A 21,568-nucleotide genomic window follows, 5' to 3' on the forward strand; every position below is an offset into this window, starting at 1 on the left:
CTCATTACCCTTGCTAAGGATATGACCGTGGTCACCCACCGCAAACGTCTGGAGGTCATGTTCTGGAGGTCACGTGACGTGACTCCCAGAACATGACCTCCAGAAGGTGGCGCTCAGGCGTCAGCCGATCACCGAGTCCACGAGCGCCTTGGCCTCGGCCTGGACCTGCTTGAGGTGCTCCGCGCCCTTGAACGATTCGGCGTAGATCTTGTACACGTCCTCGGTCCCGGACGGCCGCGCCGCGAACCACGCGTGCTCGGTGGTGACCTTGAGCCCGCCGATCTTCGCGCCGTTGCCGGGCGCCTCCGTGAGCTTGGCGGTAATGGGCTCACCGGCGAGTTCGGTGGCGGTGACGTCCTCGGGGGAGAGCTTGCCGAGCTTGGCCTTCTGCTCTCGGCTCGCGGCGGCGTCGATGCGGGCGTACGACGGCGCCCCGTACTTCGCGGTCAGCTCGCCGTAGAGCTCGCTCGGGGACTTGCCGGTGACGGCGCGGATCTCGGAGGCGAGGAGGTTCAGGAGGATGCCGTCCTTGTCGGTGGTCCACACGCTGCCGTCTCGCTTGACGAAGCTCGCGCCCGCGGACTCCTCCCCGCCGAACGCCCCCTGCCCGCTGAGCAGGCCAGGCACGAACCACTTGAACCCGACGGGCACCTCGACGAGCTTCTTCCCGAGGCCCTCGGCGACGCGGTCGATCATGGACGAGCTCACGAGCGTCTTGCCCACCACCGTGTCCGGGCGCCAGCCGGTGCGGTGCCGGTAGAGGTAGTCGATCGCCACCGAGAGGTAGTGGTTGGGGTTCATGAGCCCGCCGTCGGGGGTGACGATGCCGTGCCGGTCGGCGTCGGCGTCGTTGCCTGTGGCGATGTCGTAGTTCGCGCCCTGGGAAACCTTCTGGATGAGCGATGCCATCGCGAACGGGGAGGAGCAGTCCATGCGGATCTTCTCGTCCCAGTCGAGGGTCATGAAGGCCCACTGGGGGTCGACGGTCGGGTTGACCACGGTGAGGTCGAGGTGGTGGCGCTCGCCGATCTCGCCCCAGTAGTCCACAGACGCGCCGCCCATTGGGTCGGCGCCGATGCGAACGCCCGCGTTGCGGATCGCCTCGATGTCCACGACGAGCGGGAGGTCGTCCACGTAGGAGGAGAGGAAGTCGAACTGCCCTGTCGTGTCCGCCGCGAGGGCGTCCGCGAGGGGCACGCGCTTGACCCCGGAGAGTCCGCCCTCGAGCAGCTCGTTGGCGCGGTTGGCGATCCAGCCGGTCGCGTCCGTGTCCGCGGGGCCGCCGTGCGGCGGGTTGTACTTGAAGCCGCCGTCCGACGGCGGGTTGTGGCTCGGCGTGACGACGATCCCGTCCGCGCGGCCCGGGTCATTCTCGGCGCGGCCGGCGTTGTACTTGAGGATCGCGTGGCTCGCGGACGGGGTCGGGGTGTAGCCGTGGCGCGCGTCGACGAGGACCTGGACGCCGTTCGCCGCGAGCACCTCGAGGGCCGTGTTCGTTGCCGGCTCTGAGAGGGCGTGGGTGTCCTTGGCGAGGAACAGGGGCCCCTGGATGCCCTGCCCGGCCCGGTACTCGACGATCGCCTGCGTGATCGCGGCGATGTGCTTCTCGTTGAAGGAGGCCTTGAGGCTCGATCCCCGGTGGCCCGACGTCCCGAAGGCCACCCTCTGCCCCGGGTCGCCGAGATCCGGGGACACGTCGTAGTACGCGTCGAGGAGCGCGGTGATGTCCACGAGGTCACTGGGAAGGGCAACGGTGCCCGCACGGTTCGCCATGTGCCTAGCTTTGCAGAGAAGGCAACGAAAGGGTGTCGGCAGGGTAAAGATTTCGGCATGGCGTCACTAGGCGCCCTCGGCCAGGACCCGTTCCGCGAGCTCCCGCAGCGCACCGGACAGGTAGGTGTCGGGGACCTCGATGCGCTCCCGTCCGAAGCGGAGGGTCCACTGGAAGGCGTCCCTGACGCGCGACGGCGAGCGGGCGCCGTCGTCCGTCCCCTCGCCGGCGGCGGGGAGCAGCTCGCGCTCGCTGCGCGCCTGCCGGTAGAGCGCGGTCCACTCCGCGTCCGCCGGGTCCTGGGGCCCGCGCATGGCGAACTCGACGGCGCCGGTGCGGCGGATCCCCGCGACACCGCCCGAGCGGATGACCTCGATCTTCATCCCATGAACACCCCTGATGACGGGCCTGGCCTGTGCCCCGAGCTCCCTAGTCTTCCTTGGTCTTCCCGGCCTCCGTCAGCCGCACCGTGATCCCGACGCCCCGCCAGCCGGCGCGCACGGCGTTCTCCTCGGCGGACTCGCGCCCATACAGGGTGCGGGCCACACGCACAGTCTCCCGCGCGAACCCGCGGAAGTCGACGTCGAGCGGCAGCTTCCGCAGCGCGATCGTCTCGAACCACACCCTCCCGGCCCGCTCCCACGCGTGGCCGCCGAGCGCCTCCGCGGCGAGGTAGAAGGCGCGATTGGGGATGCCGGAGTTGAGGTGGACGCCACCGTTGTCCTCGCGCGTGCGCACGTACCCGTCCATGTGGTCCGGCTGGGGGTCCTTGCCGAGGGCCGGGTCGTCGTAGGCGGTGCCCGGGGCCTTCATGGACCGCACCCCCGCGCCCTTGATGCCGGGCAGGAAGATCCCGTCGCCCACGATCCAGCTGGCCGACTCAATCGTGTCCCCGCGGTGGAACTGCTCGACGAGCACGCCGAAGACGTCCGCGAACGACTCGTTGAGCGCCCCCGACTGGCCCTCGTACCTCAGGTCGGTGGTGTGCTGCATGAGGCCGTGGCCGAGCTCGTGGGCGATGATGCTCAGTGAGCTCGTGAACGAGGCGAAGACCTTCCCGTCGCCGTCGCCGAATACCATCCGGTACCCGTCCCAGAACGCGTTGTCGTATCCGACGCCGTAGTGCACGGTCCCCTCGAGTGCCAGCCCCGCGCCGTCGATGCTCGACTGCCTGAAGACCTCCTCGAGGAACCGGTACGTGGCCCCGAGCCCGTCGTAGGCCCGATTGACGTCCGCGTCCTCGACCGGGTCCTGACCCTCCTTGCGGACCAGCTTCCCGGGGAGCGACTCGGTCCGCTCGGCGTCGCTGATCTCGCGGCGCAGCGTGCCCGGCTCGGCGAGGATGCTGTGCTCGGGCTCGCGGGTGTGCGACGAGCGTCGTTCGCGCATGCGCTCGTCTGCGAGGAGCGTCCGGCGCGCGAGCTCGGCGACGGCCTCGATCCCGCGCGTGTCCTGGGCCCACCCGTTCGGAGGGCCCTCGCCGCGTAGAGCGCGGGCCCGCCGCTCGTCGCACGTTGCGAGGCGTTCGAGGAGGTAAGGAGGCACGACGCCGCGGTGTCGCCGCTGCCCGGATGCGGCGCCGACGGCATCTGGGACCGTACCGGGGTCAGAGCTGGCCGGGTCAGAGCTGGACATCGGCGAAGTCCCCGATCTCCCGCCAGCGCTCCGCGATGCCCCGCGCGCCGCGCGGGACCGAGTAGTGGTCAGCGGCCGTGAGGGGGCCGAGGTCCAGCCCCGTGAGCTGGCCGATGTCCGCCACGGGCACCTGGAAGGTCTTGAAGGGCCCGAGCGGCGGCGCCTCCCGGGCGCCCTCGTGGAGCACGGCGTCGAGCCCGTCCGACTGGTCGAGGATGTAACCGGTGCACGCGAGTGCGGCGCCGGTCTCGCCGGGCCCCGTGTTCCACGCGCCGATCTTGAAGAACTTGCGCGGGACCTTCGCGCCGCGGTACTCGGGATCGCCAACATCGAAGATGGGACCCGAGAACACCGACAGCCGCTGCTGGTCCGCGCCCGCATGCTCGAGGATGTAGTCCTCGAGCCCGAGCCACAGCTCTCGGCCCTGGTTGAAGTAATCCGCCTGCGGCGCGCACACCGTGTAGTGGAAGGTGTCCAGGTTCGCCTTCTCGGCCGTGTCCTGATCGCCCCACAGCGGGTCCTGCCTGCGCACGAGGTGCCCGCGGTCGAACCGGTTGTTCGAGTACAGCTCCGGACCCCACTGCTGGTCCTTGCCGATGCGCGGATCGAGGTTCCACGTCTCGCCGCCGCGGGCGATCTCCACGAGCGTGGGCCCGTCGATGTTCACGGCAGTTGCCGCGGGCATGCGCCGGACGGGGTCGTGGTGGATGGTGAAGTGCGTGTAGGTGAGCTCGAGCAGCCCCGGGCCAGTGGGCATCGGCACCGGCTCGGGCGTGCCGAGGAATGCCGGATCGTATCCCGCCCCGTCCGGGACCGGTGCAGGCCGGCGGGCTTCTTCCTCATGGGTGCTGGACATCGAGAGTTCCCCTTCCGCGCGTTCGTGCGAGATGCCTCCAGCATGCACCCCCCATCCGACACTTGAAGGCGTGCGGCGCGAGGGTAGTCTGGAGGAAACGTGCAGGTCGGGCCATGAATGTCAGGCACAAAGGTCAGGCACACACGTCATCAGGCACAGGTCAAGGGGGAGAGACGCCATGTCGCAGGATCCGGAAGAGCCCAGGCCCTCCGAACAGGACGGCGGTGTCCCCGAGCCATCCGCCTCCGGTGAGCCCGGCGACCACGACGCGGGGCGCCCCGAGCGCCCGACGTACACCCCGCCGTCGTACGTCCCGCCCGTCTCGCTCGACAAGGACCGCGACAGCGCCACCGAGCCCATCCCGCCCGGGCCGCTGCAGCCGGGCACGACGCAGCCACTCCCGCCCAGCGCGCCGCCGCTCCCCGGGACCGCGCAGCAGCCCGGCCAGCAGGGCTCGGGCCAGCAGGAGCCCCCGGGCTATCCCGCGACTGGCTACCCCGGAGCCCATCAGTACCCCGCCGCCCCCGCCCAGTACCCGCAAGCGCAGGGCCAGCAGTACCCGCAGGGCCAGCAGGGCTACCCGGGCCAGACGCCCTACGGCCAGGCGCCGGCCCCCTACGGCCAGGCTCCCTACGGCCAGCCGGCCCAGTACAACCAGGGCTACTCCCAGTACGCGTACGGGCCGCCGGAGCCGAAGGGCCTCAGCATCGCGTCGATGGTCTGCGGCATCGCGGTCTACGTGGGCTTCGGGTTCTTCATCCTGCCGCAGATCGCTGCCGTGGTGCTGGGACACATGGGCCTCGCCCGCGAGCCCGCGGGCCGCGGGATGGCCCTCGCGGGCCTCATCATGGGATACGTGGGGATCGCGCTGACCATCGCGTTCATAGTGTTCTTCGTCGTAGTGCTCGGGGTCGCGTCGAATCGGGGCTACACCTACTGAGCGCGGCCGCGGTCACGCGGCCCGGACTCACCCGCCCGGCGCCGCCACGTGCAGCAGCCGCGCGAGGCACAGCAGGGTCGCCTCGGACCCGGCATGCCCCACGGCCTGGACGCCCATGGGCAGCCCGGTCGCAGTCCAGTGCGTCGTCGCGACGACGGCAGGCAGCCCCGCGACGTTGACCCACGATGACCACGGTGCGAACTCGCACTGCCGGCGGTAGTCGTCGTCGGCGGTTGCGCGCCACTCGGGTCCGCTGAACCAGCCCACCGGCCGCGGCGTCTGAGCGAGCGCGGGGGAGAGCAGCACGTCCCAGTCGGCCAGCTGCGCGGCCATGTCCCGCTCGAACTGGCGCAGGAACGCGAGTGCATCCTCGAGCTTCGCGTGGGAGCGCTGCTGCGCGCGGCGGCGGAAGGAGCGCGTGAGCGGGGTCAGCAGGGGCTCCCGCTCGGGCCGGACCCGCGCCGTCCCCACGCCGGCGGTCCACGCCGTGGTGAACGCATCCGGGTAGCGGTTGTCGAACCGGACGTCGTGCTCCACGACGAGGTGCCCGGCCGCCGCGAGCGCCTCGGCTGCGCGCCGCAGCGCCTCGAGTGCGTCAGGCTCCGGCCGCACCTCGTACCGCGCGTCCCACGGGCTCGCGAGGCTCACCGCGACCCGGAGCCGCCGCGGTTCGCGCACGACGGCGTCCGCGTAGGTCCCAGCGTGCCTCGCCCTGTGCTCGTGGCCGGGACGCCGGCGGTCGCCGTCCCCATGGTCTCCGACGGCGGGGAGCCCGCCGGCGACCATCGCGTCCAGCAGGAGGGCCGCGTCCTCGGCGCTGCGGGCCAGCGGCCCGGCCACGACGAGCCGCGCCGCGTCTCCCGTGCTCTGGCCTTCGGGGATGAGCCCGCGCCCCACCTTGAGGCCCACGATCCCGCACGCGGCGGCCGGGATGCGGACGGATCCGCCGCCGTCGGAGGCGGGCGCGAACGGCACGAGCCCCGCCGCGACCGCCGCGGCCGACCCGCCGGAGGACCCGCCCGAGCTCAGCGCCGGCCCGTACGGGTTCCGCGACGGCGGCCCGATCCGGTTCTCGGAGTAGGCCGTGAGCCCGAACTCGGGCACCTGGGTCTTCCCGAGCGAGACCACGCCGGCGCCCCGCAGGAGTCCCACAATGGGCGAGTCCACGGGCGCGGGCCGGGCGTCCAGCGCCGCGGAGCCGTGTGTGGTGGGCACGCCGGCCACGTCCGTGAGGTCCTTGAAGGCCGTGGGCATCCCGTGCAGCGCCCCCAGCTCATCGGGCCGCCCCGAGCGGGAGAGGCGCGCGTGCCGGGAGTCGGCGGCAGCGGCGGCGTCGTGCGCGCGCTCCGAGGTGACGGTGAGGAACGCGCCGAGCAGCCCGTTCCGGGACTCGATCCGGTCCAGGTAGAACCCGACGGCCTCGCGCGCGGACACGTCGCCGGCCCGGAGCGCGTCGCGCAGCCCCACGGCGGAGCCCCAGGGCTCGGTGCCCGACGGGCCGGGCTCATCCATCGTCGCCGCGCTGGGCGAAGACGAGTGCCACCGAGCGGAGGGAGAGCACGAACCCAGCGAACAGCAGGAAATAGCCCATCATCGCGTGCAGGCTCACGCCCGGTGGGACGATGGGCCCGTTCTCGCTCGTGATGAGCATGATCGCACCGATCGTCGCGGCGCCCGCGAGGACCGCGACGATGAGCTGCTGCACGACCGCCGTGACGAAGGCGCGGTCACGGCGCTCGGCGAGGAAGCGCACGTTGACCTGGAACCGGCCCCGCTCGAGGCTGTCCGTGATCCGGTCGATCCGGCGGGGCAGCCGGGCGAGCATCGGCAGCGCCTGGATGGCCTTCGCCTCGAGCTGCTCCTTGAGCGCGCCCGGGCCGAGCTGGTCGTGCATGAGCCGGCGGCCGTGCTCGCGCGCGGTTCCGACCACGTCGAAGCCGGGCTCGATGAGCGCGATCGACCCCTCGAGCGCGCCGAGGGCCCGGAACGCGGCCGCGATCTGCCGCGGCACAGCGAATCCGTGCCGCATCACCATCCCGAACAGCTGCTGGAACATCTCCTGGCTGCCCGCGCCGGAGAATCCGCCGCGATACCGGGTGATGAGCTGGCCCACCTCGCGCTCCACGGCACGCTCGTCGAGCTCCTCGGGCCGGTCCAGGAGTTCGAGCAGGGCATCCGTGGCGCCCACGTTGTCCTGGTTCTCGATCGCGTTCAGCAACAGGCCGAGGGCCATCTTCGACTGCGGGTCCAGACGTCCCACGGAGCCGAAGTCGAGGAGGCCCAGGCCGCCGTCGGGCAGCACGAGGATGTTGCCCGGGTGCAGGTCCGCGTGGAACACGCCCACGGTGATCATCTGGTCGAGCGTGACGGTGAGGAGCCGGGTGGCGAGCGCGGACCGCTCCTCGGGCGCGAGGCCCGCGAGGATGTCCCCGGCGCGGGTGAGCGGCTGGCCGGGCATGGCCTCCATGACCAGGAGCGTGGGCCCGGACAACTCCGGGTACGCGACGGGCACGCGGACCCCGGACTTCCGGCCCAGCGCCGCCGCGACCGATCGCATGTTGTCCAGCTCCACGCGGTAGTCCAGCTCCTCCGCGAGTGAGTCCGCGAAGCCCCGCGCGAGGTCCTCCGCGCCCAGCTGCCGCGCCCACGGCGCGGTCCGCGAGAGCCAGCGGGCCAGGCGGACGATGATCTCGACGTCGCGCTCCACCTGCGCCCGCGCCGACGGACGCTGCACCTTGACCACCACCGCGGTCCCGTCCGTGAGCGTGGCGCGGTGCACCTGGGCGACGGACGCGGACGCGAGCGGCTCCCGCTCGACGCTCGCGAAGACGGACGACGCCGGCCGCCCGAGCCCGGCGTCCAGCGCGCCGGAGACGTCCTCCCACGTCTCGGGTGCCACCTGCGTCTGGAGGAGCGAGAGTTCGCGGATGTACGGCTCGGGCAGGAGGTCCGCCCGGGTCGAGAGCATCTGTCCGAGCTTGACGAATGCGACCCCGCCCTCCTCGAGTGCGAGCCGCAGCGACCGTGCGGTCCGGGCCTCTTGGCCGGCCGAGTCGCGCCGCCGGAATCCGCGGAACTGGGACGCGAGGCCATGGCGCGCCGCGATGCCGACCACCTCGGTGTACCGGCGGCCGCGGCGTCGCCGGGCAGCCCAGCCCGTGAAGAGCGAGCGGGCCGTGGGCAGGCTCCCGGTGGGCACCACGATCTCGAGGCCCACGAGGACGGCCACGCCGAACGCGAAGATCCAGAACGCGGCGATGACCCCGAACGCGAGCGCCACCCCGGGGTCGGTGTTGAGGCCCTTCTCGTTGCCGAGGTTCGCGGCCTTGAACAGGTACTGGACGGCCCACGCGAGGCTCGAGGTCATGACGATGCCCACCACGATCGAGCGCGGCCATCCCACCGGGACGCCGAGCACCCGGCGCGAGATCGCGGCCACGAGCCAGGACTGGAACGCGATCACGATCACCGAGAACACGCCGATGCCGAGGTTCGCGAGCACGTCGCCTGCCATGGTCCTCCTGTTCGCCGCGGGACTGGCCCGCCTGCGCGTCTGAACCACTATAGGCTGGAGGGAAGACCACTTTCGGAGGCTGAGGATGTCTGATTTCGAGACCGTGCGCGTCGACGCACTGCCCGCCGGCGGTACCCTCCTCGACGTGCGCGAGGACTACGAATGGGAGGCCGGCCACGCCGAGGGCGCCGTCCACATCCCGCTCGAGCAACTGCCTGGACGCCTCGACGAACTCGACCCGGACGACGACCTCCTCGTGATCTGCCGCACCGGCGGCCGCTCCGCCCGGGCGGCCCAGTGGCTGGTCGCGAACGGCTACTCGGCGTTCAACGTGGCGGGCGGGATGGACGCGTGGCTCACGGCAGGCAGGCCCATGGTCGCCGAGAACGGCCAGACCCCGACGGTGCTCTAGGCCGGGCCGCGACACAGTGACCTACACGTTCCTTGGCCCCGAGGGCACGTTCACCGAGACGGCACTGCTCAAGGTCCCCGGCGCCCGCGAGGCCCAGCGCGTCCCCGCGACCAACGTCAACGCTGCCCTGGACGCTGTGCGCGACGGCACCGCCGATTCCGCCATGGTGCCCATCGAGAACTCCGTAGAGGGCGGCGTCACCGCGACCCTCGACGCCATCGCCACCGGCCCCGAGCTGCGGATCGTGCGGGAGGAGGTCGTGCCCATCACGTTCGTGCTCGTCGCCCGGCCCGGCACACGCATCGGGGACATCCGCCGCATCTCCACCCACGGCCACGCGTGGGCGCAGTGCCGCGGCTGGGCGGCGGCGAACGCGCCCGACGCCGTCCACCTCGCCGCGAGCTCGACGGCCGCCGGCGCGCTCGCCCTCCTCGATCCGGCCTCGCGCCCCGGAGACGCCGCGATCTGCGCGCCCATCGTGGCCGAGGAGCACCCTGAGCTCGAGGTCCTCGCGACGGACATCGGGGACAACCCCGGCGCCGTCACCCGCTTCATCCTCGTCTCCCGTCCGGGCGCCCTCCCGCCCCGCACGGGCGCGGACAAGACCTCGGTCGCCGTCCCGCTGCCCGAGGACCGCGCGGGCGCCCTCATGGAGATCCTCGAGCAGTTCGCCGCCCGCGGCGTGAACCTCTCCCGCATCGAGTCCCGCCCCACCGGTCAGTACCTCGGGCACTACTTCTTCTCGATCGACGTGGACGGGCACGTCCAGGACGCCCGCATCGCCGACGCCCTCCGCGGCCTCCACCGCATCAGCCCGCAGACGCGGTTCCTCGGCTCGTACCCGCGCGCCGACGGCGCCCGCCCGGTGGTGAAGGACCACGTCACCGATGACGCCTTCGCATCCGCCAGCGACTGGGTGAACGGGATCCTCGGTGGCTGAGACCTTCCTGTCCGGCTACTTCGCCCGCATCGGCTACGACGGTGAGGCGGCGCCGACGCTGCCGAACGTCGCCGCCATCCACGCGCACCACACCCGGGCGATCCCGTTCGAGAACCTCACCCCGGCCACAGGGGGCGTCGTCGACATCTCCGCGGAGGGTCTCGAGGCCGTGGTCCTCGGCAGGAAGCGCGGCGGGTACTGCTTCCAGCACTCCGGTCTCATGGCCCGCGCCCTCACCGAGATGGGCGTGCCCGGCGTCGAGAACCACCTCGGCCGCGTGTACTGGGGCCGCGAGCCCGGCAGCGGCTCGCCCCCGCGCACGCACGCGGTCACCATCGTGACGCTCGACGGCGCGTCCCACCTCGTCGACGCCGGCTTCGGCGGGTTCAACCCGTCCGGCGTCCTCCCGCTGGGCCTCGCGCCCGAGGAGGCGGACCTCACGACGCCGCTCGGCACCTTCCGCGTCGTGAACGTGGCCGAGGCGGGGCTTCCGCCGGTCGATACCGCCACCATCGACCTCATGGTCCAGGGCCGCCTCCACGGAGCGTGGGCGAACCTGTACGGGGTCGACCTCCGGCCGAACGCCCCCGTCGACGTCCAGATGGCCAACTGGTACGTCTCGACCTCGCCCGCGTCGCGGTTCACGAACTCGCTCATGGCCGCGATCCTCACCGAGACCCGGCGCTTCACCCTCGCCAACCTCGAGCTCGGCGTGCGGGCCTATGGGCCGGACGGGTCCTCCACCGTCGAGAAGCGCACGCTCGGCAGCGCCGCCGAGCTCCGGGACGTGGCCCGTGAGCTGTTCCGCATCGAGGATGCCGCGCTTGACTGGGACCGTGTCTACCGGGTCGCGTCGACTGCGTGAGGCGATCGCGCGCCGTCGTGCGCTGAACTCTAGGCGACGCGAACGAGCAGGCTCGCCGGGTGCACCTCGACATCCACCCGCGTCGCCGGACCCACGACGTCGCCGTCCACCTGCGTCTCGATCGGCTCGGGCACGCGGATGGAGACCTTGCGGGCGCCGTAGAACTGCATGACCGGCAGCTGGCGCTTGTGCTGGACCATGATCTTCACGTACATCGCGATCCAGCCGATGAGGCTGCGCGGGCTCATGATCGCGACGTCGAGCACCCCGTCGTCGATGTACGCATCGGGGATGAAGTCCACGCCGCCGGGCAGCTTCGCGCAGTTCGCGAACAGGACGCTGCGGACGCGGCGGGTCTGGAAATCGGCGTCGTCGAGCGAGATCTCCACGCGGCGCCGCCGCTGGCCCGGCATGTGACGGATCCCCGCCTCCGTGTACGCCATCCAGCCGACCACGCGCTTCAGGTCCTCGCTCGTGTCGCTGAGGATCTCGGCGTCCATCCCGACGCCCGCGATCACGAGGAACGTGTGCCGAGAGGTCTCGCCGTCTGGGGCCGTGAGGGTCATGGTGGCCGTGTCGATGCGCCGCTGCCGCCCGAACACCGCGGTGTACACGCACTGCGAGAGGTGCGTGACGTCCAGGTCCAGATTGCGGGCCAGCAGATTGCCCGTGCCGAGCGGCACGAGGCCCACGGCGGTGTCGGTCCCTGCCAGCGCCTCCGCGACGACCCGCACCGTGCCGTCCCCGCCGCAGGGAATCACGACGTCGGCGCCCGCCTCGAGCGCCCGGCGCGCCGCCGTGTGGCCAGGGTCCTGCTTGGTGGTGTGGAAGACGAGCGGCTCCGGCCAGCCGGCGCCCCGGCAGGCGGCCTCGATGAGGAGCCGGGTCTCGTGGGCGCGCTGCTTGATGGGATTGAGCACGATGGCGACCTGCTGGGGTCCCGGCGGCGGCGGCGCGGCCGGCGCGGCCACCGCGCTGCGGGAGTGCTGCTCCTTGAGCCTGCGCACGTTCCACCAGCTGGCGACCGCGAAGCCGCCAGCTGCGGCTACGGCACCCGCTATGATCCAACCGCGCATGATGCTGTTACTCTAACCCGCCCGGCCGGCAGCCCGAGCCCGCCTCGCCACCCGCCGCCTCGCACCCGAGCCGGCCCTCCCCGACCCGCTAGTCTTGGACTCGTGATCGACGTCAAGGACCTTACCGAGAACCCCGACAAGTACCGTGCGAGCCAGCGTGCCCGCGGGGCGGACGAAGCGCTCGTGGACTCGATCATCGCGGCGGACGCGCGCCGTCGTGGGTCCCTGACCGAGTATGAGACGCTCCGTGCCCAGCAGAACGCGTTCGGCAAGAAGGTCGCCGCCGCGAAGGGCGAGGAGAAGCAGGCGCTGCTCGCCGAGGTCAAGGACCTCGCGCAGAAGGTCAAGGCCGCGCAGTCCTCGGCGGACGAGGCGCAGGCCGAGATGGACGAGCTCATGCGCGTGGTCCCGAACCTCATCATCGATGGCATCCCCGCCGGCGGCGAGGACGACTACGCGGTGCTCAAGACCGTCGGTACGCCGCGCGACTTCGCGGCCGAGGGCTTCGAGCCGCGCGACCACCTCGAGATCGGCGAGCTCCTCGGGGCGATCGACATGGAGCGCGGCGCCAAGGTCTCCGGCTCGCGGTTCTACTTCCTCAAGGGCGTCGGGGCGCGGCTTGAGATCGCGCTGCTCTCGATGGCCATGGACCAGGCCGTAGCGAACGGCTTCATCCCCATGATCACCCCCACGCTCGTGCGGCCCGAGACGATGCAGGGCACCGGCTTCGACGTGAAGCACGACGCCGAGATCTACCGCCTCGCCGAGGACGACCTGTACCTCGTCGGAACGTCCGAGGTCGCCCTCGCCGGCTACCACGCTGACGAGATCCTCGACCTCTCCGCCGGCCCCACGCGGTACGCCGGATGGTCCTCGTGCTACCGCCGCGAGGCCGGCTCGCACGGCAAGGACACCCGGGGGATTATCCGGGTGCACCAGTTCAACAAGGTCGAGATGTTCATCTACTGCGACCCCGAGGATGCCGAGGCCGAGCACGCCCGCCTGCTCGCGTGGGAGGAGGAGATGCTCGCCAAGGTCGAGCTGCCGTACCGTGTCATCGACACCGCCGCCGGTGACCTCGGCATGAGCGCCGCCCGCAAGTTCGACTGCGAGGCCTGGGTCCCGACCCAGGGGCGCTACCGCGAGCTCACCTCCACGTCGAACTGCACGGGGTTCCAGGCGCGCCGCCTCAACATCCGAGAGCGGGTGCTCGACGCCGACGGCTCGCCGAAGGGGACCCGCGCCGTCGCAACCCTCAATGGCACCCTTGCGACGACCCGGTGGATCGTCGCCATCCTCGAGCACCACCAGAATGCGGACGGCTCCGTCAACGTCCCGGCCGCCCTCCGCCCGTACCTCGGCGGCCTCGAGGTCCTCCCCGTCCTGTAAGTCACCAACGGCGGTTCACCTCAGGTTTTGGACATGACCACACGCCACGGCGCGGGGTCATGTCCAAAACCTGAGGTCACTTCCGTTGTCCACAGGTGTGCCGGTGCCGGTGGCGCCAGCATCGTGGCTCCGGTTGGGTGGTCCTATGAGATTCCCCAGCGTGCAGTTCGAGACGTCGACAGCCCAGCACCGGACGGGGCGCAGCTCGCGCGACCTGAGCCGCGCCTACGCGGCCGGGCGTCTTGTGCGGCCGCGGCGCGGCGTATACCTGCCGACGGATGAATGGCTCTCCGGGACCGCAGCTGACCGCTACGCCATCACGACGGCGTCACTCGCCGCAGCGGGACCGTCGCCAGTGCTGTGCCGGGAGACCGCGCTGATGGCATGGGGCGTGGAGTTTGCCCGGACGCCGACGCACGTCCGCTACCGGACGACGAGCCGGGCACGAAGCGGGTCGACCCGGCCGGCCGGGATCTACGGGAATGAATCAGTGGCGCTCAAGGCCTGGACCGCGTCCCGGCGGGGGCAGATGCTGCCGCAGGGCTACCCCGAGGCGAAGCATTGGTGGGAGCCCGTATCCGCCAACCGTCTCACGGTGCCCCATCTCGGGCTCTCGCTGGCTATGGAGCCCTTCGACGCGGCGTTCGCGGACACCATCCACCGCCTGCCCTTCACGGAGGCTGTGGTTGTCGTGGATGCGCTCCTCGCCGGGCGCGATGGGCTCAAGGTGCGGCGCACGGCCGGGCAGCTCCGCGCCCTCCAGGCTTCGCTGCCCACCGCGAGCGCTCGCGCACGGACCGGGGGTGTGCTCGACTTCGCCGATGCCGGCTCGGAGTCTGTGGGTGAATCGTTCAGCCGCGCGCTCATGTGGGAGCTCGGGTTCGAGATGCCGCAGCTTCAGGTATCGATCACGCGGGACGGGCGGTGGATCGCCCGGGCGGACTTCTGCTGGCCGAAGCTCAAGCTCGTAGGCGAATTCGACGGACTCCAGAAGTACCTCCGCTCACGGGAACTCTCGGGGAAGTCCGCGGCCGAGGCGGTGGTCGCGGAGAATCTGCGCGAGGACGAGATCCGAGCGGCCGGGTATGGCGTGGTGCGTGTACTGACCGGGATGCGGCGGGGGAGACCCGCAACCCACCGCACCCGAAGGTGAACACTCACACTGTGGGCGGGGCTGTGAATATTCACCCGAGCCTGTGAGTATTCACCCTGTGTTCACGGTCGGGGCGCCGGATTCCCCAGAGCCCCCCAGCGCGGGATGGTTCACTAGAGCCATGACAACAACACTGAACGCTGGCATCGATGACCAGCTCATCACCATGAATCGCAAGCTCATCGGCCTCGACGTGGACGGTACTCTCGTGGACCACTACGGCCACATGTCCCCGGCCATCCGCGAGGCCGGGGCCGCCGTCGTGGGCGCGGGCCACGAGGTCGTCATCGCGACCGGGCGCTCCCTCGGCGCGACGCTGCCGGTCGTCGAGCTCCTCGGCGTCGACCACGGGTACGCCGTGTGCAGCAACGGCGGTGTGGTCGTCCAGATCCATGCGGGCGCGAACGGCGGCTACACCGTGATCGACCGCCGCTCCTTCGACCCGGCCCCCGCCCTCAGGGCCCTCCGCCACCGCCTCCCCAACGCGAAGTACGCCCTCGAGGACATTGAGGGCAACTTCCTCTCCACCGAGCGGTTCCAGGACGCGAGCTTCGGCGTCGAGGCCCGCGGCGTGTCCTTCGGCGAGCTGCTCGAGGCCGAGGCCGTCCGCCTCGTCGTGTTCTCGACCGATGCCACGGCCGAGGAGTTCGGCGAGGCCGTCCAGTCCATCGGCCTCCACGGTGTGACCTACTCCGTCGGGTGGACTGCGTGGCTCGACATCGCCGCGCACGGAGTGACGAAGGCCAGCGGGCTCGAGCACGTGCGTAGCCTCCTCGGCGTGGACCGCGCTGACACGGTGTGCATCGGCGATGGCCGCAACGACATCGAGATGCTCCAGTGGGCCGGCCGCGGCGTCGCCATGGGCCAGGCGCCGGCCGAGGTCAAGGCCGCCGCGAACGAGGTCACTGCACCCGTCGAGGAGGACGGTGCCGCCGCGATCCTCCGGTCGCTGCTGTAGGCGCCCACCCACGATGGCGGCCCCTCGCCGCTGCTGGATCCCATGCGGTCGGTTGCGGGGTTCTGTCCGGTCAGTGAGCCGCGTCGAGCAGCCCGAGAAGCCGCGTGGCGGCCGGCCGGGCGGCCCATTCTTCGGGCCAGTGCGCGCGGGCGATCGCCTTTGACACCGCCTGGGTCGTGATGCCGAGGGCCTCCGCCACGGCCTTCTGCTGCCCCCGGACCCCCGGAGTCAGGAGGTCCAGTACCCGCCATTCCGCCGTGGTGCGTTTCACGATGGCGAGCCCGAGCAGGCGAAGCACCCCCTCGGCGTCGTGCGCGAGGGCAGCGTCCGGGCCCTCGACCGCGATCGCAGGCCCCTCGCCGCTCGCCTGGGCGCGCTCGACGGCGCGCCGCGAGTGTGCGAGCGCTGGCCCGCGGGCGTCGGCGACGCCGAGCGGCAGCGGTTCGTCGAGGCGCCCGACGCCGATTCCGACGTTCCAGCGCACGTCCCCGCACGCGTCGGGCCGCAGGGCGGTGAGGGCGGCGTCGACGGCGGGACCGGGGGCAGTGAAGATGGCCTGCGCCTCGTCGCCGACGGTCCGGTCGAACGGCACGTCCGGCTGCAGCCGGGCGAGGGCCCTGAGGAGTTCGGGGACGCGGTCCCCGGCGGCGCGGTCGCGCTGGTTGATCGTGACCGTGTACATGGCGAGAGCCTAGCGGCGGCGTCCCGCGGAGGGCGAGAGGTGGCCGCCGAACATGCGAGAGGTGGCCACTCGACGGGTCAGATCGTCGAGTGGCCACCTCTTCACTGCTGAGCGGCCAGCTTGGCAGCCGGTGTCCCTGCGGTCAGGCTCCGTGGTGTCAGTGGGCGTCGCCGAAGCGCTTGATGGACGCCTCGAGCTCGGCCTCGGCGGCGGCGCGGTCGGCCCAGCCGGCCGGCTTGACCCACTTGCCCGGCTCGAGGTCCTTGTACCGCGAGAAGAAGTGCTCGATCTCCTTGATGAGCCACTCGTCGAGGTCGGAGGCCTCCTGGATGTGGTCGAACCGCTTGTCGGCGGGGACGCACACGAGCTTGGCGTCGCCGCCGGACTCGTCCTCCATGTTGAAGATCGCGATCGGGCGGGCCTCGAGGACGATGCCCGGGAACAGGTCGACGTCCGGGTACCAGACGAGCGCGTCGAGCGGGTCGCCGTCCTCGCCGAGGGTGTTGTCGAAGAACCCATAGTGGGTCGGGTACTGCATCGAGGTGAACAGCACGCGGTCGAGGCGGACGCGGCCCGTCTCGTGGTCCACCTCGTACTTCACGCGCGAGCCGCGCGGGATCTCGATCGTCACATCGTGCTTCATGGTGCTCCTTGCCTGGCCCGGACGGGCCGGATGGCGGTCGGTTGGCGGCCGTCCGGCCCAGCTCACAGGGGCGGGCCGCGGCGGCGACTACCATGAAGGATATCTGCCCCGGGGTCCTCGATCTCCGTCCCGAGGCCACAGCACCCGAGGACGGAGCGCTTCATGACATCCGAGCGCGGCGGCCGCACGCTCCGCGGGAGCCTGTGGGCGCTCATCGCGTCCGCGCTGGCCGTGGCGGTGCTCGCAGCGGTCGGGATGCTCTCCTCGGGCGCGGCCACTGACGTGCACGGCCAGCTCTTCCCCGACCCCACGCCCACGGCGACGACCCCCGCGTGGCTCGTGCCGCCGTCGTCCGCCCCGTCCCTCGCGGGCGCCACGCCGCTCTCCACCACCGCCCCGGAGCCCGACTCCGCGGCCCTGTCCAAGGAGCTCGACGCCCGGCTCGTCCCCGGCTCCGGCAGCGTCGCGGGCACGGTCCTCGACGGCGCGACCGGCCAGACGCTGTACTCGCGCTCGGGCGAGCAGCCGAGCATCCCGGCGTCGAACCTCAAGCTGCTCACGGCCTCCGCCGTCCTCACGACGCTCGGCCCGGACGCGACGCTCACCACGAAGGTGGTGCGCGGCGCCGACCCGGGGACGCTCGTGCTGGTGGGCGGCGGCGACGTCATGCTCGGCGCGGGCGCGTCCCAGCCGGGCGCGGTCATGGGCCGGGCCGGGATGGCAACGCTCGCCGCGGAGACCGCCGCCGCGCTCACCGGGACGCACGACGGCGGAGCCTCGCCGTCCGGGGCGCCGTCGCCGGCCGCTTCGGGGACCGCCGCTTCGGGACCCGCCGCCCTGCCCAGCACCCTGACCATCCGCCTCGACGACACGCTCTTCACGGGTCCCGCGCTCAACCCGGCGTGGGCCACCGAGGACGTCGACGCCGGTGAGATGGCACCCATCTACGCCCTCGCCCTCAATGCCGGGCGCTCGGCCCCGGGCGCCAACGGGCCGCGGCCCAAGGACTCCGCGATGGACGCGGCGAACGCGTTCCGGGCCGAGCTCGCGAAGGACCTCGCGGCGTCCGGAGTGAAGGTCGCGGACGGGGTCGGGCGGGCCGCGGCGCCGTCGGGTGCGGCCGAGGTCGCGTCCGTGCGCAGCGCCACGATCGCCGAGCAGGCCGGCTACGCGCTGCGCGAGTCGGACAACTACGCCGCCGAGGTGCTCGGCCGTCTCGCCTCGCACGCCGCGGGCGGCCCGGCCAGCAACGACGGGGCGGTCGCCGCGCTCAAGGCCGCCGCCACGCGGATTCTCGGCAGCACGGACGGCTTCCAGCTCTCGGACGCGTGCGGGCTCGCCATCGCGGACCGGGCGGCCCCCGCGGCTCTCGCGGGCCTGGTCCGCGCCATGACCTCCGGCCCGGACGCCCGTCTCCGCGCTGCCCTCGACGGTCTCCCCGTCGCTGCCCTCGACGGCACCCTTGCCGGGCGTTTCGGCGGGACGACGACGGCGGGAGGGGCCGGCGTCGTGCGCGCCAAGACGGGCACACTCAACACGGTGACGGCGCTGAGCGGGTACCTCGTGGATGCTGACGGGCGGCTGCTCGTGTTCTCGTTCGTGGCGAACGGCCTCGACCCGGCGGCGCGCCAGCAGGCCGTCGCCGCGATCGACGCCGGCGTGGCCGCGCTGGCCGGGTGCGGCTGCCGCGGGTGACGGCCCGGGGGCCCGTGACCCGAGGTCGCTGATCGCCTGCCGCGAACGGGGCCGATCAGAGGGCCGCGGGCACAGCGGATTGTCGGCGTGGTGTGGTCGAATGGTGCCATGGATGCCCCGCAGATGGCCGGCCAACTGATCAACTGGGAGCTCGCAGCCTCCACGGCGGCCCGCCTTGCGCCGCCGGGGCCGTCGCTGAGTGCCGCAGAGGCGCGGGAGGCGGTCGAGAGCCTGCGCCGCCAGGCGGATGCGTCCGTGGACCACGTCCACCGGATCACCGGCCTCGCCGCGGCCGAGGACCTGCGCGACTCGCAGCTGCTCATCGTGGACCGCGCCTCGTGGGCCAAGGCGAACGCGCAGGGCTTCGAGGTCATGATGGGCCCCGTCCTGACCAAGCTCGTGGAGAAGAAGGCCAGCGAGCTGACGCCGGCCGCGGCCAAGGTGGGCGGTGCCATCACGGGCGCCCAGCTCGGCGTCATCCTCGCGTACCTCGCGAGCCGCGTCCTCGGGCAGTACGAGCCGTTCGCCGCGCTCGCGCCCGGGTCCACGCTGCCCCCGGCCGGGCGGCTGCTGCTCGTGGCCCCCAACATCGTCCATGTGGAGCGCGAGCTGCGCGTGGACCCCGAGGACTTCCGGCTCTGGGTGTGCCTCCACGAGCAGACCCACCGCGTCCAGTTCGCGGCCGCGCCGTGGCTGCGCGGGCACATGATCGAGCAGATCTCCAAGCTCAGCGAGAGCCTCGTCGGCAACATGGACAACCTCATGGAGCGCGCGACGGCGGCCGCCAAGTCCCTGCGCGACCGCACCGGCGGCGCGGCGGAGCTCCCCAGCAAGGGCGCCATCCTCGACCTGCTCCAGGACCCCGAGGAGAAGGCGGCCATCTCCCACCTCACCGCGGTGATGAGCCTCCTCGAGGGCCACGCGAACGTGGTGATGGACGCGATCGACGCGTCCGTCGTGCCGAGCGTGAAGACCATCCGCCAGCGGTTCCAGAGCCGCAGCGAGAACCGCGGGCCGCTCGAGACGTTCGTGCGCCGGCTCCTCGGCATCGAGGCGAAGATGCGCCAGTACACGGACGGGCAGAAGTTCGTCCGGCACGTCGTGGACGCGGTCGGGATGGCCGGGTTCAACCGCGTGTGGGAGGCCGCCGAGCACCTGCCGACCGAGGAGGAGATCCACGACCCCGCGGCGTGGATCTCCCGGATGGGGCTGTGAGCGCGGCCGGTCCCTCCGCTGCCGGCCACTCCGCGGACGGCGGGCCCGCCCTCGACCCTGCCCGCGACTCGGCCTCACCCGCGCGGCGACGGCTGCACCCGGCGGTCGGCACCGCGCGCAGCGCCGTGAGGGCGGCACTCGAGGAGGCCGGGTGGCCTGGGCGGGTCCTCGTCGCGTGTTCCGGCGGGCCCGACTCCCTCGCGCTTGCCGCGGCTGTGGCCCACTACGCGCGCCGCGGCGCGGTCCGTGGCCACGGCGGAGCGAGCCACCCGCTCGAGGCCGGGGCCGTCGTCGTCGACCACCGGCTTCAGGAGGGCTCCGGCGAGGTGGCCAGCACGACGGCGCGCGTGCTGGCCGAGCTGGGCCTGTCGCCGGTGCGGGTGGCCGCCGTGGACGTACAGCTCACGGGGGAGGGGCCTGAGGCGGCGGCGCGGACGGCCCGGCACGCCGCGCTCGCCGGTGAGGCCGAGGCGTGGGGCGCGGGGGCGGTGCTGCTCGGCCACACGCTCGACGACCAGGCCGAGCAGGTTCTGCTCGGGATCGCCCGCGGCTCGGGGCCGCGTTCCCTGGGCGCGATGCGGCGGGTGCGGGGGCTGCTCGTGCGGCCCTTCCTCGGGCTGCGGCGCGCGGACACGCTGGACGTGTGCGTCGCCGAGGGCCTCGAGCCGTGGTTCGATCCGACCAACGAGGACCCGCGGTTCATGCGCTCCCGGGTGCGCAGCGCGATCATGCCCTTTCTCGAGGCCGAGCTCGGTCCGGGCGTCGCGGAGGGGCTCGCCCGCACGGCTGCCCTCCTGGGCGCCGACGCGGACTACCTCGACGACGAGGCACGCCGCACCTTCACCGCCCTCGCCGAGATCGGGTCCGGTGACGCCGAGATCGGGTCCGGTGACGCCGAGATCGGGTCCGGTGACGCCGAGATCGGGTCCGCCCGCAGGGACATGACCCCTCAACACAGGGAGGTGACCCCGGGTGCGGGGGGAGGGGACGCCGTCGTGCTTCGCATCGACCTCCCGATCGACGCGCTCCGCGAGCTGCCGCCGGCATTACGCGGCCGGGTCCTGGCGCTCGCGGTGACGGAGATCGGCGGCCAGCCGACGTTCGAGCGCCTCGGCGCGGTGGAGCGACTCCTCGAAAGGCGCGGGTCGGCCGGCCCGGTCGAGGTGCCCGGCCACGTGAGCGCGTACCGCGGCCGCCCCGGGAGGCTAGTCTTGGTATCGCACCGCTGACCCACAGGAGCCGCACGTGGAATCGACAGACGTCCAGTCAGACCTCAAGCACGTCCTCAAGACCAAGGACGAGATTCAGAACCGCATCGCGGAGCTCGCCGCCGAGATCGACCGCGACTACGAGGGCCGCGACCTCCTCATCGTGGGCGTCCTCAAGGGCGCCGTCATGGTCATGGCGGACCTGGCCCGTGCGCTGCACTCCCACGTGACGATGGACTGGATGGCGGTCTCGTCGTACGGCTCGGGCACGCAGTCCTCGGGCGTGGTGCGGATCCTCAAGGACCTCGACACCGACCTCATGGGCAAGCACGTCCTCATCGTCGAGGACATCATCGACTCCGGCCTGACCCTCTCATGGCTCAAGACGAACCTCGAGTCGCGGGGCACGTCCTCGGTGGAGATCTGCACGGCGTTCCGCAAGCCGGACGCGGCCAAGGTCAAGATCGATGTCAAGTACGTGGGCTTCGATATTCCCAACGAGTTTGTGGTGGGCTACGGCCTGGACTACGCCGAGAAGTACCGGAATCTGGACTTCGTCGGCACGCTCGCGCCCCACGTCTACGAGTAGGCCCACCCGGGCTCCTGCCCGATGTGA

General features: G+C 72.0%; 20 protein-coding genes. 11 read left to right on the top strand and 9 right to left on the bottom strand.

Going from position 1 to position 21,568, the window contains the following annotated elements; genetic code table 11:
- Positions 1 to 120 precede the first annotated feature (120 nt).
- The 4 genes from pgm to SCMU_RS01435 form a co-directional block, all read right to left on the bottom strand.
- Complete coding sequence (pgm, locus tag SCMU_RS01420; RefSeq protein ID WP_229231192.1) at positions 121 to 1,773, bottom strand: phosphoglucomutase (alpha-D-glucose-1,6-bisphosphate-dependent); 1,653 nt, start codon at positions 1,771 to 1,773, stop codon at positions 121 to 123.
- Positions 1,774 to 1,839: 66 nt separating this feature from the next.
- Complete coding sequence (locus tag SCMU_RS01425) at positions 1,840 to 2,154, bottom strand: protealysin inhibitor emfourin (protein ID WP_229231193.1); 315 nt, start codon at positions 2,152 to 2,154, stop codon at positions 1,840 to 1,842.
- A 46-nt stretch (positions 2,155 to 2,200) separates the two neighbouring features.
- Positions 2,201 to 3,406 carry a M4 family metallopeptidase gene (locus SCMU_RS01430; RefSeq protein WP_229231194.1) on the bottom strand — a complete coding sequence of 402 codons (1,206 nt, stop codon included), beginning with the start codon at positions 3,404 to 3,406 and terminating at the stop codon, positions 2,201 to 2,203.
- A complete protein-coding gene (locus SCMU_RS01435) occupies positions 3,393 to 4,262 on the bottom strand; it encodes a DNA/RNA non-specific endonuclease (RefSeq protein ID WP_229231195.1) in 870 nt (289 codons plus the stop codon). The genes SCMU_RS01430 and SCMU_RS01435 overlap by 14 nt, the downstream gene beginning before the upstream one ends.
- 178 nt (positions 4,263 to 4,440) lie before the next feature.
- On the opposite strand from SCMU_RS01435, the gene SCMU_RS01440 reads away from it, so the two are divergent.
- Positions 4,441 to 5,202, top strand: coding sequence for a DUF4190 domain-containing protein (locus SCMU_RS01440; RefSeq protein ID WP_229231196.1), 762 nt, complete (start codon positions 4,441 to 4,443; stop codon positions 5,200 to 5,202).
- A gap of 27 nt (positions 5,203 to 5,229) precedes the next feature.
- On the opposite strand, the gene SCMU_RS01445 is transcribed toward SCMU_RS01440, so the two are convergent.
- Positions 5,230 to 6,714 carry an amidase gene (locus SCMU_RS01445; protein ID WP_229231197.1) on the bottom strand — a complete coding sequence of 495 codons (1,485 nt, stop codon included), beginning with the start codon at positions 6,712 to 6,714 and terminating at the stop codon, positions 5,230 to 5,232.
- Entirely contained in the window at positions 6,707 to 8,716 is a 2,010-nt protein-coding gene (locus SCMU_RS01450) for an ABC1 kinase family protein (protein WP_229231198.1), read from the bottom strand. Before SCMU_RS01450 ends, SCMU_RS01445 begins: the two co-directional genes overlap by 8 nt.
- Positions 8,717 to 8,801: 85 nt before the next feature.
- On the opposite strand from SCMU_RS01450, the gene SCMU_RS01455 reads away from it, so the two are divergent.
- The 3 genes from SCMU_RS01455 to SCMU_RS01465 are packed head-to-tail and all read left to right on the top strand — an operon-like array spanning position 8,802 to position 10,933.
- The gene (locus tag SCMU_RS01455) at positions 8,802 to 9,128 is read left to right on the top strand and encodes a rhodanese-like domain-containing protein (RefSeq protein WP_229231199.1); all 327 of its coding nucleotides are present in this window, start codon (positions 8,802 to 8,804) and stop codon (positions 9,126 to 9,128) included.
- Positions 9,129 to 9,144: 16 nt separating this feature from the next.
- Entirely contained in the window at positions 9,145 to 10,068 is a 924-nt protein-coding gene (pheA, locus tag SCMU_RS01460) for a prephenate dehydratase (RefSeq protein WP_229231200.1), read from the top strand.
- A complete protein-coding gene (locus SCMU_RS01465) occupies positions 10,061 to 10,933 on the top strand; it encodes an arylamine N-acetyltransferase family protein (RefSeq protein WP_229231201.1) in 873 nt (290 codons plus the stop codon). Before pheA ends, SCMU_RS01465 begins: the two co-directional genes overlap by 8 nt.
- Before the next feature lie 29 nt (positions 10,934 to 10,962).
- On the opposite strand, the gene SCMU_RS01470 is transcribed toward SCMU_RS01465, so the two are convergent.
- Positions 10,963 to 12,009, bottom strand: coding sequence for a diacylglycerol/lipid kinase family protein (locus SCMU_RS01470; RefSeq protein WP_229231202.1), 1,047 nt, complete (start codon positions 12,007 to 12,009; stop codon positions 10,963 to 10,965).
- Positions 12,010 to 12,111: 102 nt separating this feature from the next.
- Here SCMU_RS01470 and serS point away from each other — a divergent pair, with 102 nt between their 5' ends.
- The 3 genes from serS (at position 12,112) to SCMU_RS01485 (ending at position 15,509) form a co-directional block, all read left to right on the top strand.
- Positions 12,112 to 13,398: a serine--tRNA ligase gene (serS, locus tag SCMU_RS01475; RefSeq protein WP_229231203.1), complete on the top strand. Its 1,287-nt coding sequence runs from the start codon at positions 12,112 to 12,114 to the stop codon at positions 13,396 to 13,398.
- Between the two features lie 160 nt (positions 13,399 to 13,558).
- The gene (locus tag SCMU_RS01480) at positions 13,559 to 14,551 is read left to right on the top strand and encodes a hypothetical protein (RefSeq protein ID WP_229231204.1); all 993 of its coding nucleotides are present in this window, start codon (positions 13,559 to 13,561) and stop codon (positions 14,549 to 14,551) included.
- Positions 14,552 to 14,672: 121 nt separating this feature from the next.
- The gene (locus tag SCMU_RS01485) at positions 14,673 to 15,509 is read left to right on the top strand and encodes an HAD family hydrolase (RefSeq protein WP_229231205.1); all 837 of its coding nucleotides are present in this window, start codon (positions 14,673 to 14,675) and stop codon (positions 15,507 to 15,509) included.
- Between the two features lie 70 nt (positions 15,510 to 15,579).
- On the opposite strand, the gene SCMU_RS01490 is transcribed toward SCMU_RS01485, so the two are convergent.
- Together SCMU_RS01490 and SCMU_RS01495 are read right to left on the bottom strand one after the other, a co-directional pair.
- Positions 15,580 to 16,191: a SatD family protein gene (locus SCMU_RS01490; protein ID WP_229231206.1), complete on the bottom strand. Its 612-nt coding sequence runs from the start codon at positions 16,189 to 16,191 to the stop codon at positions 15,580 to 15,582.
- A 157-nt stretch (positions 16,192 to 16,348) separates the two neighbouring features.
- Positions 16,349 to 16,834: an inorganic diphosphatase gene (locus tag SCMU_RS01495; protein ID WP_229231207.1), complete on the bottom strand. Its 486-nt coding sequence runs from the start codon at positions 16,832 to 16,834 to the stop codon at positions 16,349 to 16,351.
- A gap of 162 nt (positions 16,835 to 16,996) precedes the next feature.
- Here SCMU_RS01495 and SCMU_RS01500 point away from each other — a divergent pair, with 162 nt between their 5' ends.
- The 4 genes from SCMU_RS01500 (at position 16,997) to hpt (ending at position 21,541) form a co-directional block, all read left to right on the top strand.
- Complete coding sequence (locus SCMU_RS01500; RefSeq protein ID WP_229231208.1) at positions 16,997 to 18,529, top strand: D-alanyl-D-alanine carboxypeptidase/D-alanyl-D-alanine-endopeptidase; 1,533 nt, start codon at positions 16,997 to 16,999, stop codon at positions 18,527 to 18,529.
- Positions 18,530 to 18,637: 108 nt separating this feature from the next.
- Entirely contained in the window at positions 18,638 to 19,744 is a 1,107-nt protein-coding gene (locus SCMU_RS01505) for an Rv3626c family coenzyme F420 biosynthesis-associated protein (RefSeq protein WP_229231209.1), read from the top strand.
- A gap of 125 nt (positions 19,745 to 19,869) precedes the next feature.
- Entirely contained in the window at positions 19,870 to 20,973 is a 1,104-nt protein-coding gene (tilS, locus tag SCMU_RS01510; RefSeq protein ID WP_443020368.1) for a tRNA lysidine(34) synthetase TilS, read from the top strand.
- 16 nt (positions 20,974 to 20,989) lie between these two features.
- Positions 20,990 to 21,541: a hypoxanthine phosphoribosyltransferase gene (gene hpt, locus SCMU_RS01515; protein WP_229231211.1), complete on the top strand. Its 552-nt coding sequence runs from the start codon at positions 20,990 to 20,992 to the stop codon at positions 21,539 to 21,541.
- Positions 21,542 to 21,568 lie beyond the last annotated feature (27 nt).

The organism is Sinomonas cyclohexanicum, assembly GCF_020886775.1.
Taxonomy (GTDB): domain Bacteria; phylum Actinomycetota; class Actinomycetes; order Actinomycetales; family Micrococcaceae; genus Sinomonas; species Sinomonas cyclohexanicum.

Bases quoted from the DNA above. Each gene is read 5' to 3' on its own strand.
- pgm (WP_229231192.1), bottom strand. From the start codon at position 1,773: ATGGCGAACCGTGCGGGCACCGTTGCCCTTCCCAGTGACCTCGTGGAC.
- SCMU_RS01425 (WP_229231193.1), bottom strand. From the start codon at position 2,154: ATGAAGATCGAGGTCATCCGCTCGGGCGGTGTCGCGGGGATCCGCCGC.
- SCMU_RS01430 (WP_229231194.1), bottom strand. From the start codon at position 3,406: ATGTCCAGCTCTGACCCGGCCAGCTCTGACCCCGGTACGGTCCCAGAT.
- SCMU_RS01435 (WP_229231195.1), bottom strand. From the start codon at position 4,262: ATGTCCAGCACCCATGAGGAAGAAGCCCGCCGGCCTGCACCGGTCCCG.
- SCMU_RS01440 (WP_229231196.1), top strand. From the start codon at position 4,441: ATGTCGCAGGATCCGGAAGAGCCCAGGCCCTCCGAACAGGACGGCGGT.
- SCMU_RS01445 (WP_229231197.1), bottom strand. From the start codon at position 6,714: ATGGATGAGCCCGGCCCGTCGGGCACCGAGCCCTGGGGCTCCGCCGTG.
- SCMU_RS01450 (WP_229231198.1), bottom strand. From the start codon at position 8,716: ATGGCAGGCGACGTGCTCGCGAACCTCGGCATCGGCGTGTTCTCGGTG.
- SCMU_RS01455 (WP_229231199.1), top strand. From the start codon at position 8,802: ATGTCTGATTTCGAGACCGTGCGCGTCGACGCACTGCCCGCCGGCGGT.
- SCMU_RS01470 (WP_229231202.1), bottom strand. From the start codon at position 12,009: ATGCGCGGTTGGATCATAGCGGGTGCCGTAGCCGCAGCTGGCGGCTTC.
- SCMU_RS01485 (WP_229231205.1), top strand. From the start codon at position 14,673: ATGACAACAACACTGAACGCTGGCATCGATGACCAGCTCATCACCATG.
- SCMU_RS01490 (WP_229231206.1), bottom strand. From the start codon at position 16,191: ATGTACACGGTCACGATCAACCAGCGCGACCGCGCCGCCGGGGACCGC.
- SCMU_RS01495 (WP_229231207.1), bottom strand. From the start codon at position 16,834: ATGAAGCACGATGTGACGATCGAGATCCCGCGCGGCTCGCGCGTGAAG.
- SCMU_RS01500 (WP_229231208.1), top strand. From the start codon at position 16,997: ATGACATCCGAGCGCGGCGGCCGCACGCTCCGCGGGAGCCTGTGGGCG.
- SCMU_RS01505 (WP_229231209.1), top strand. From the start codon at position 18,638: ATGGATGCCCCGCAGATGGCCGGCCAACTGATCAACTGGGAGCTCGCA.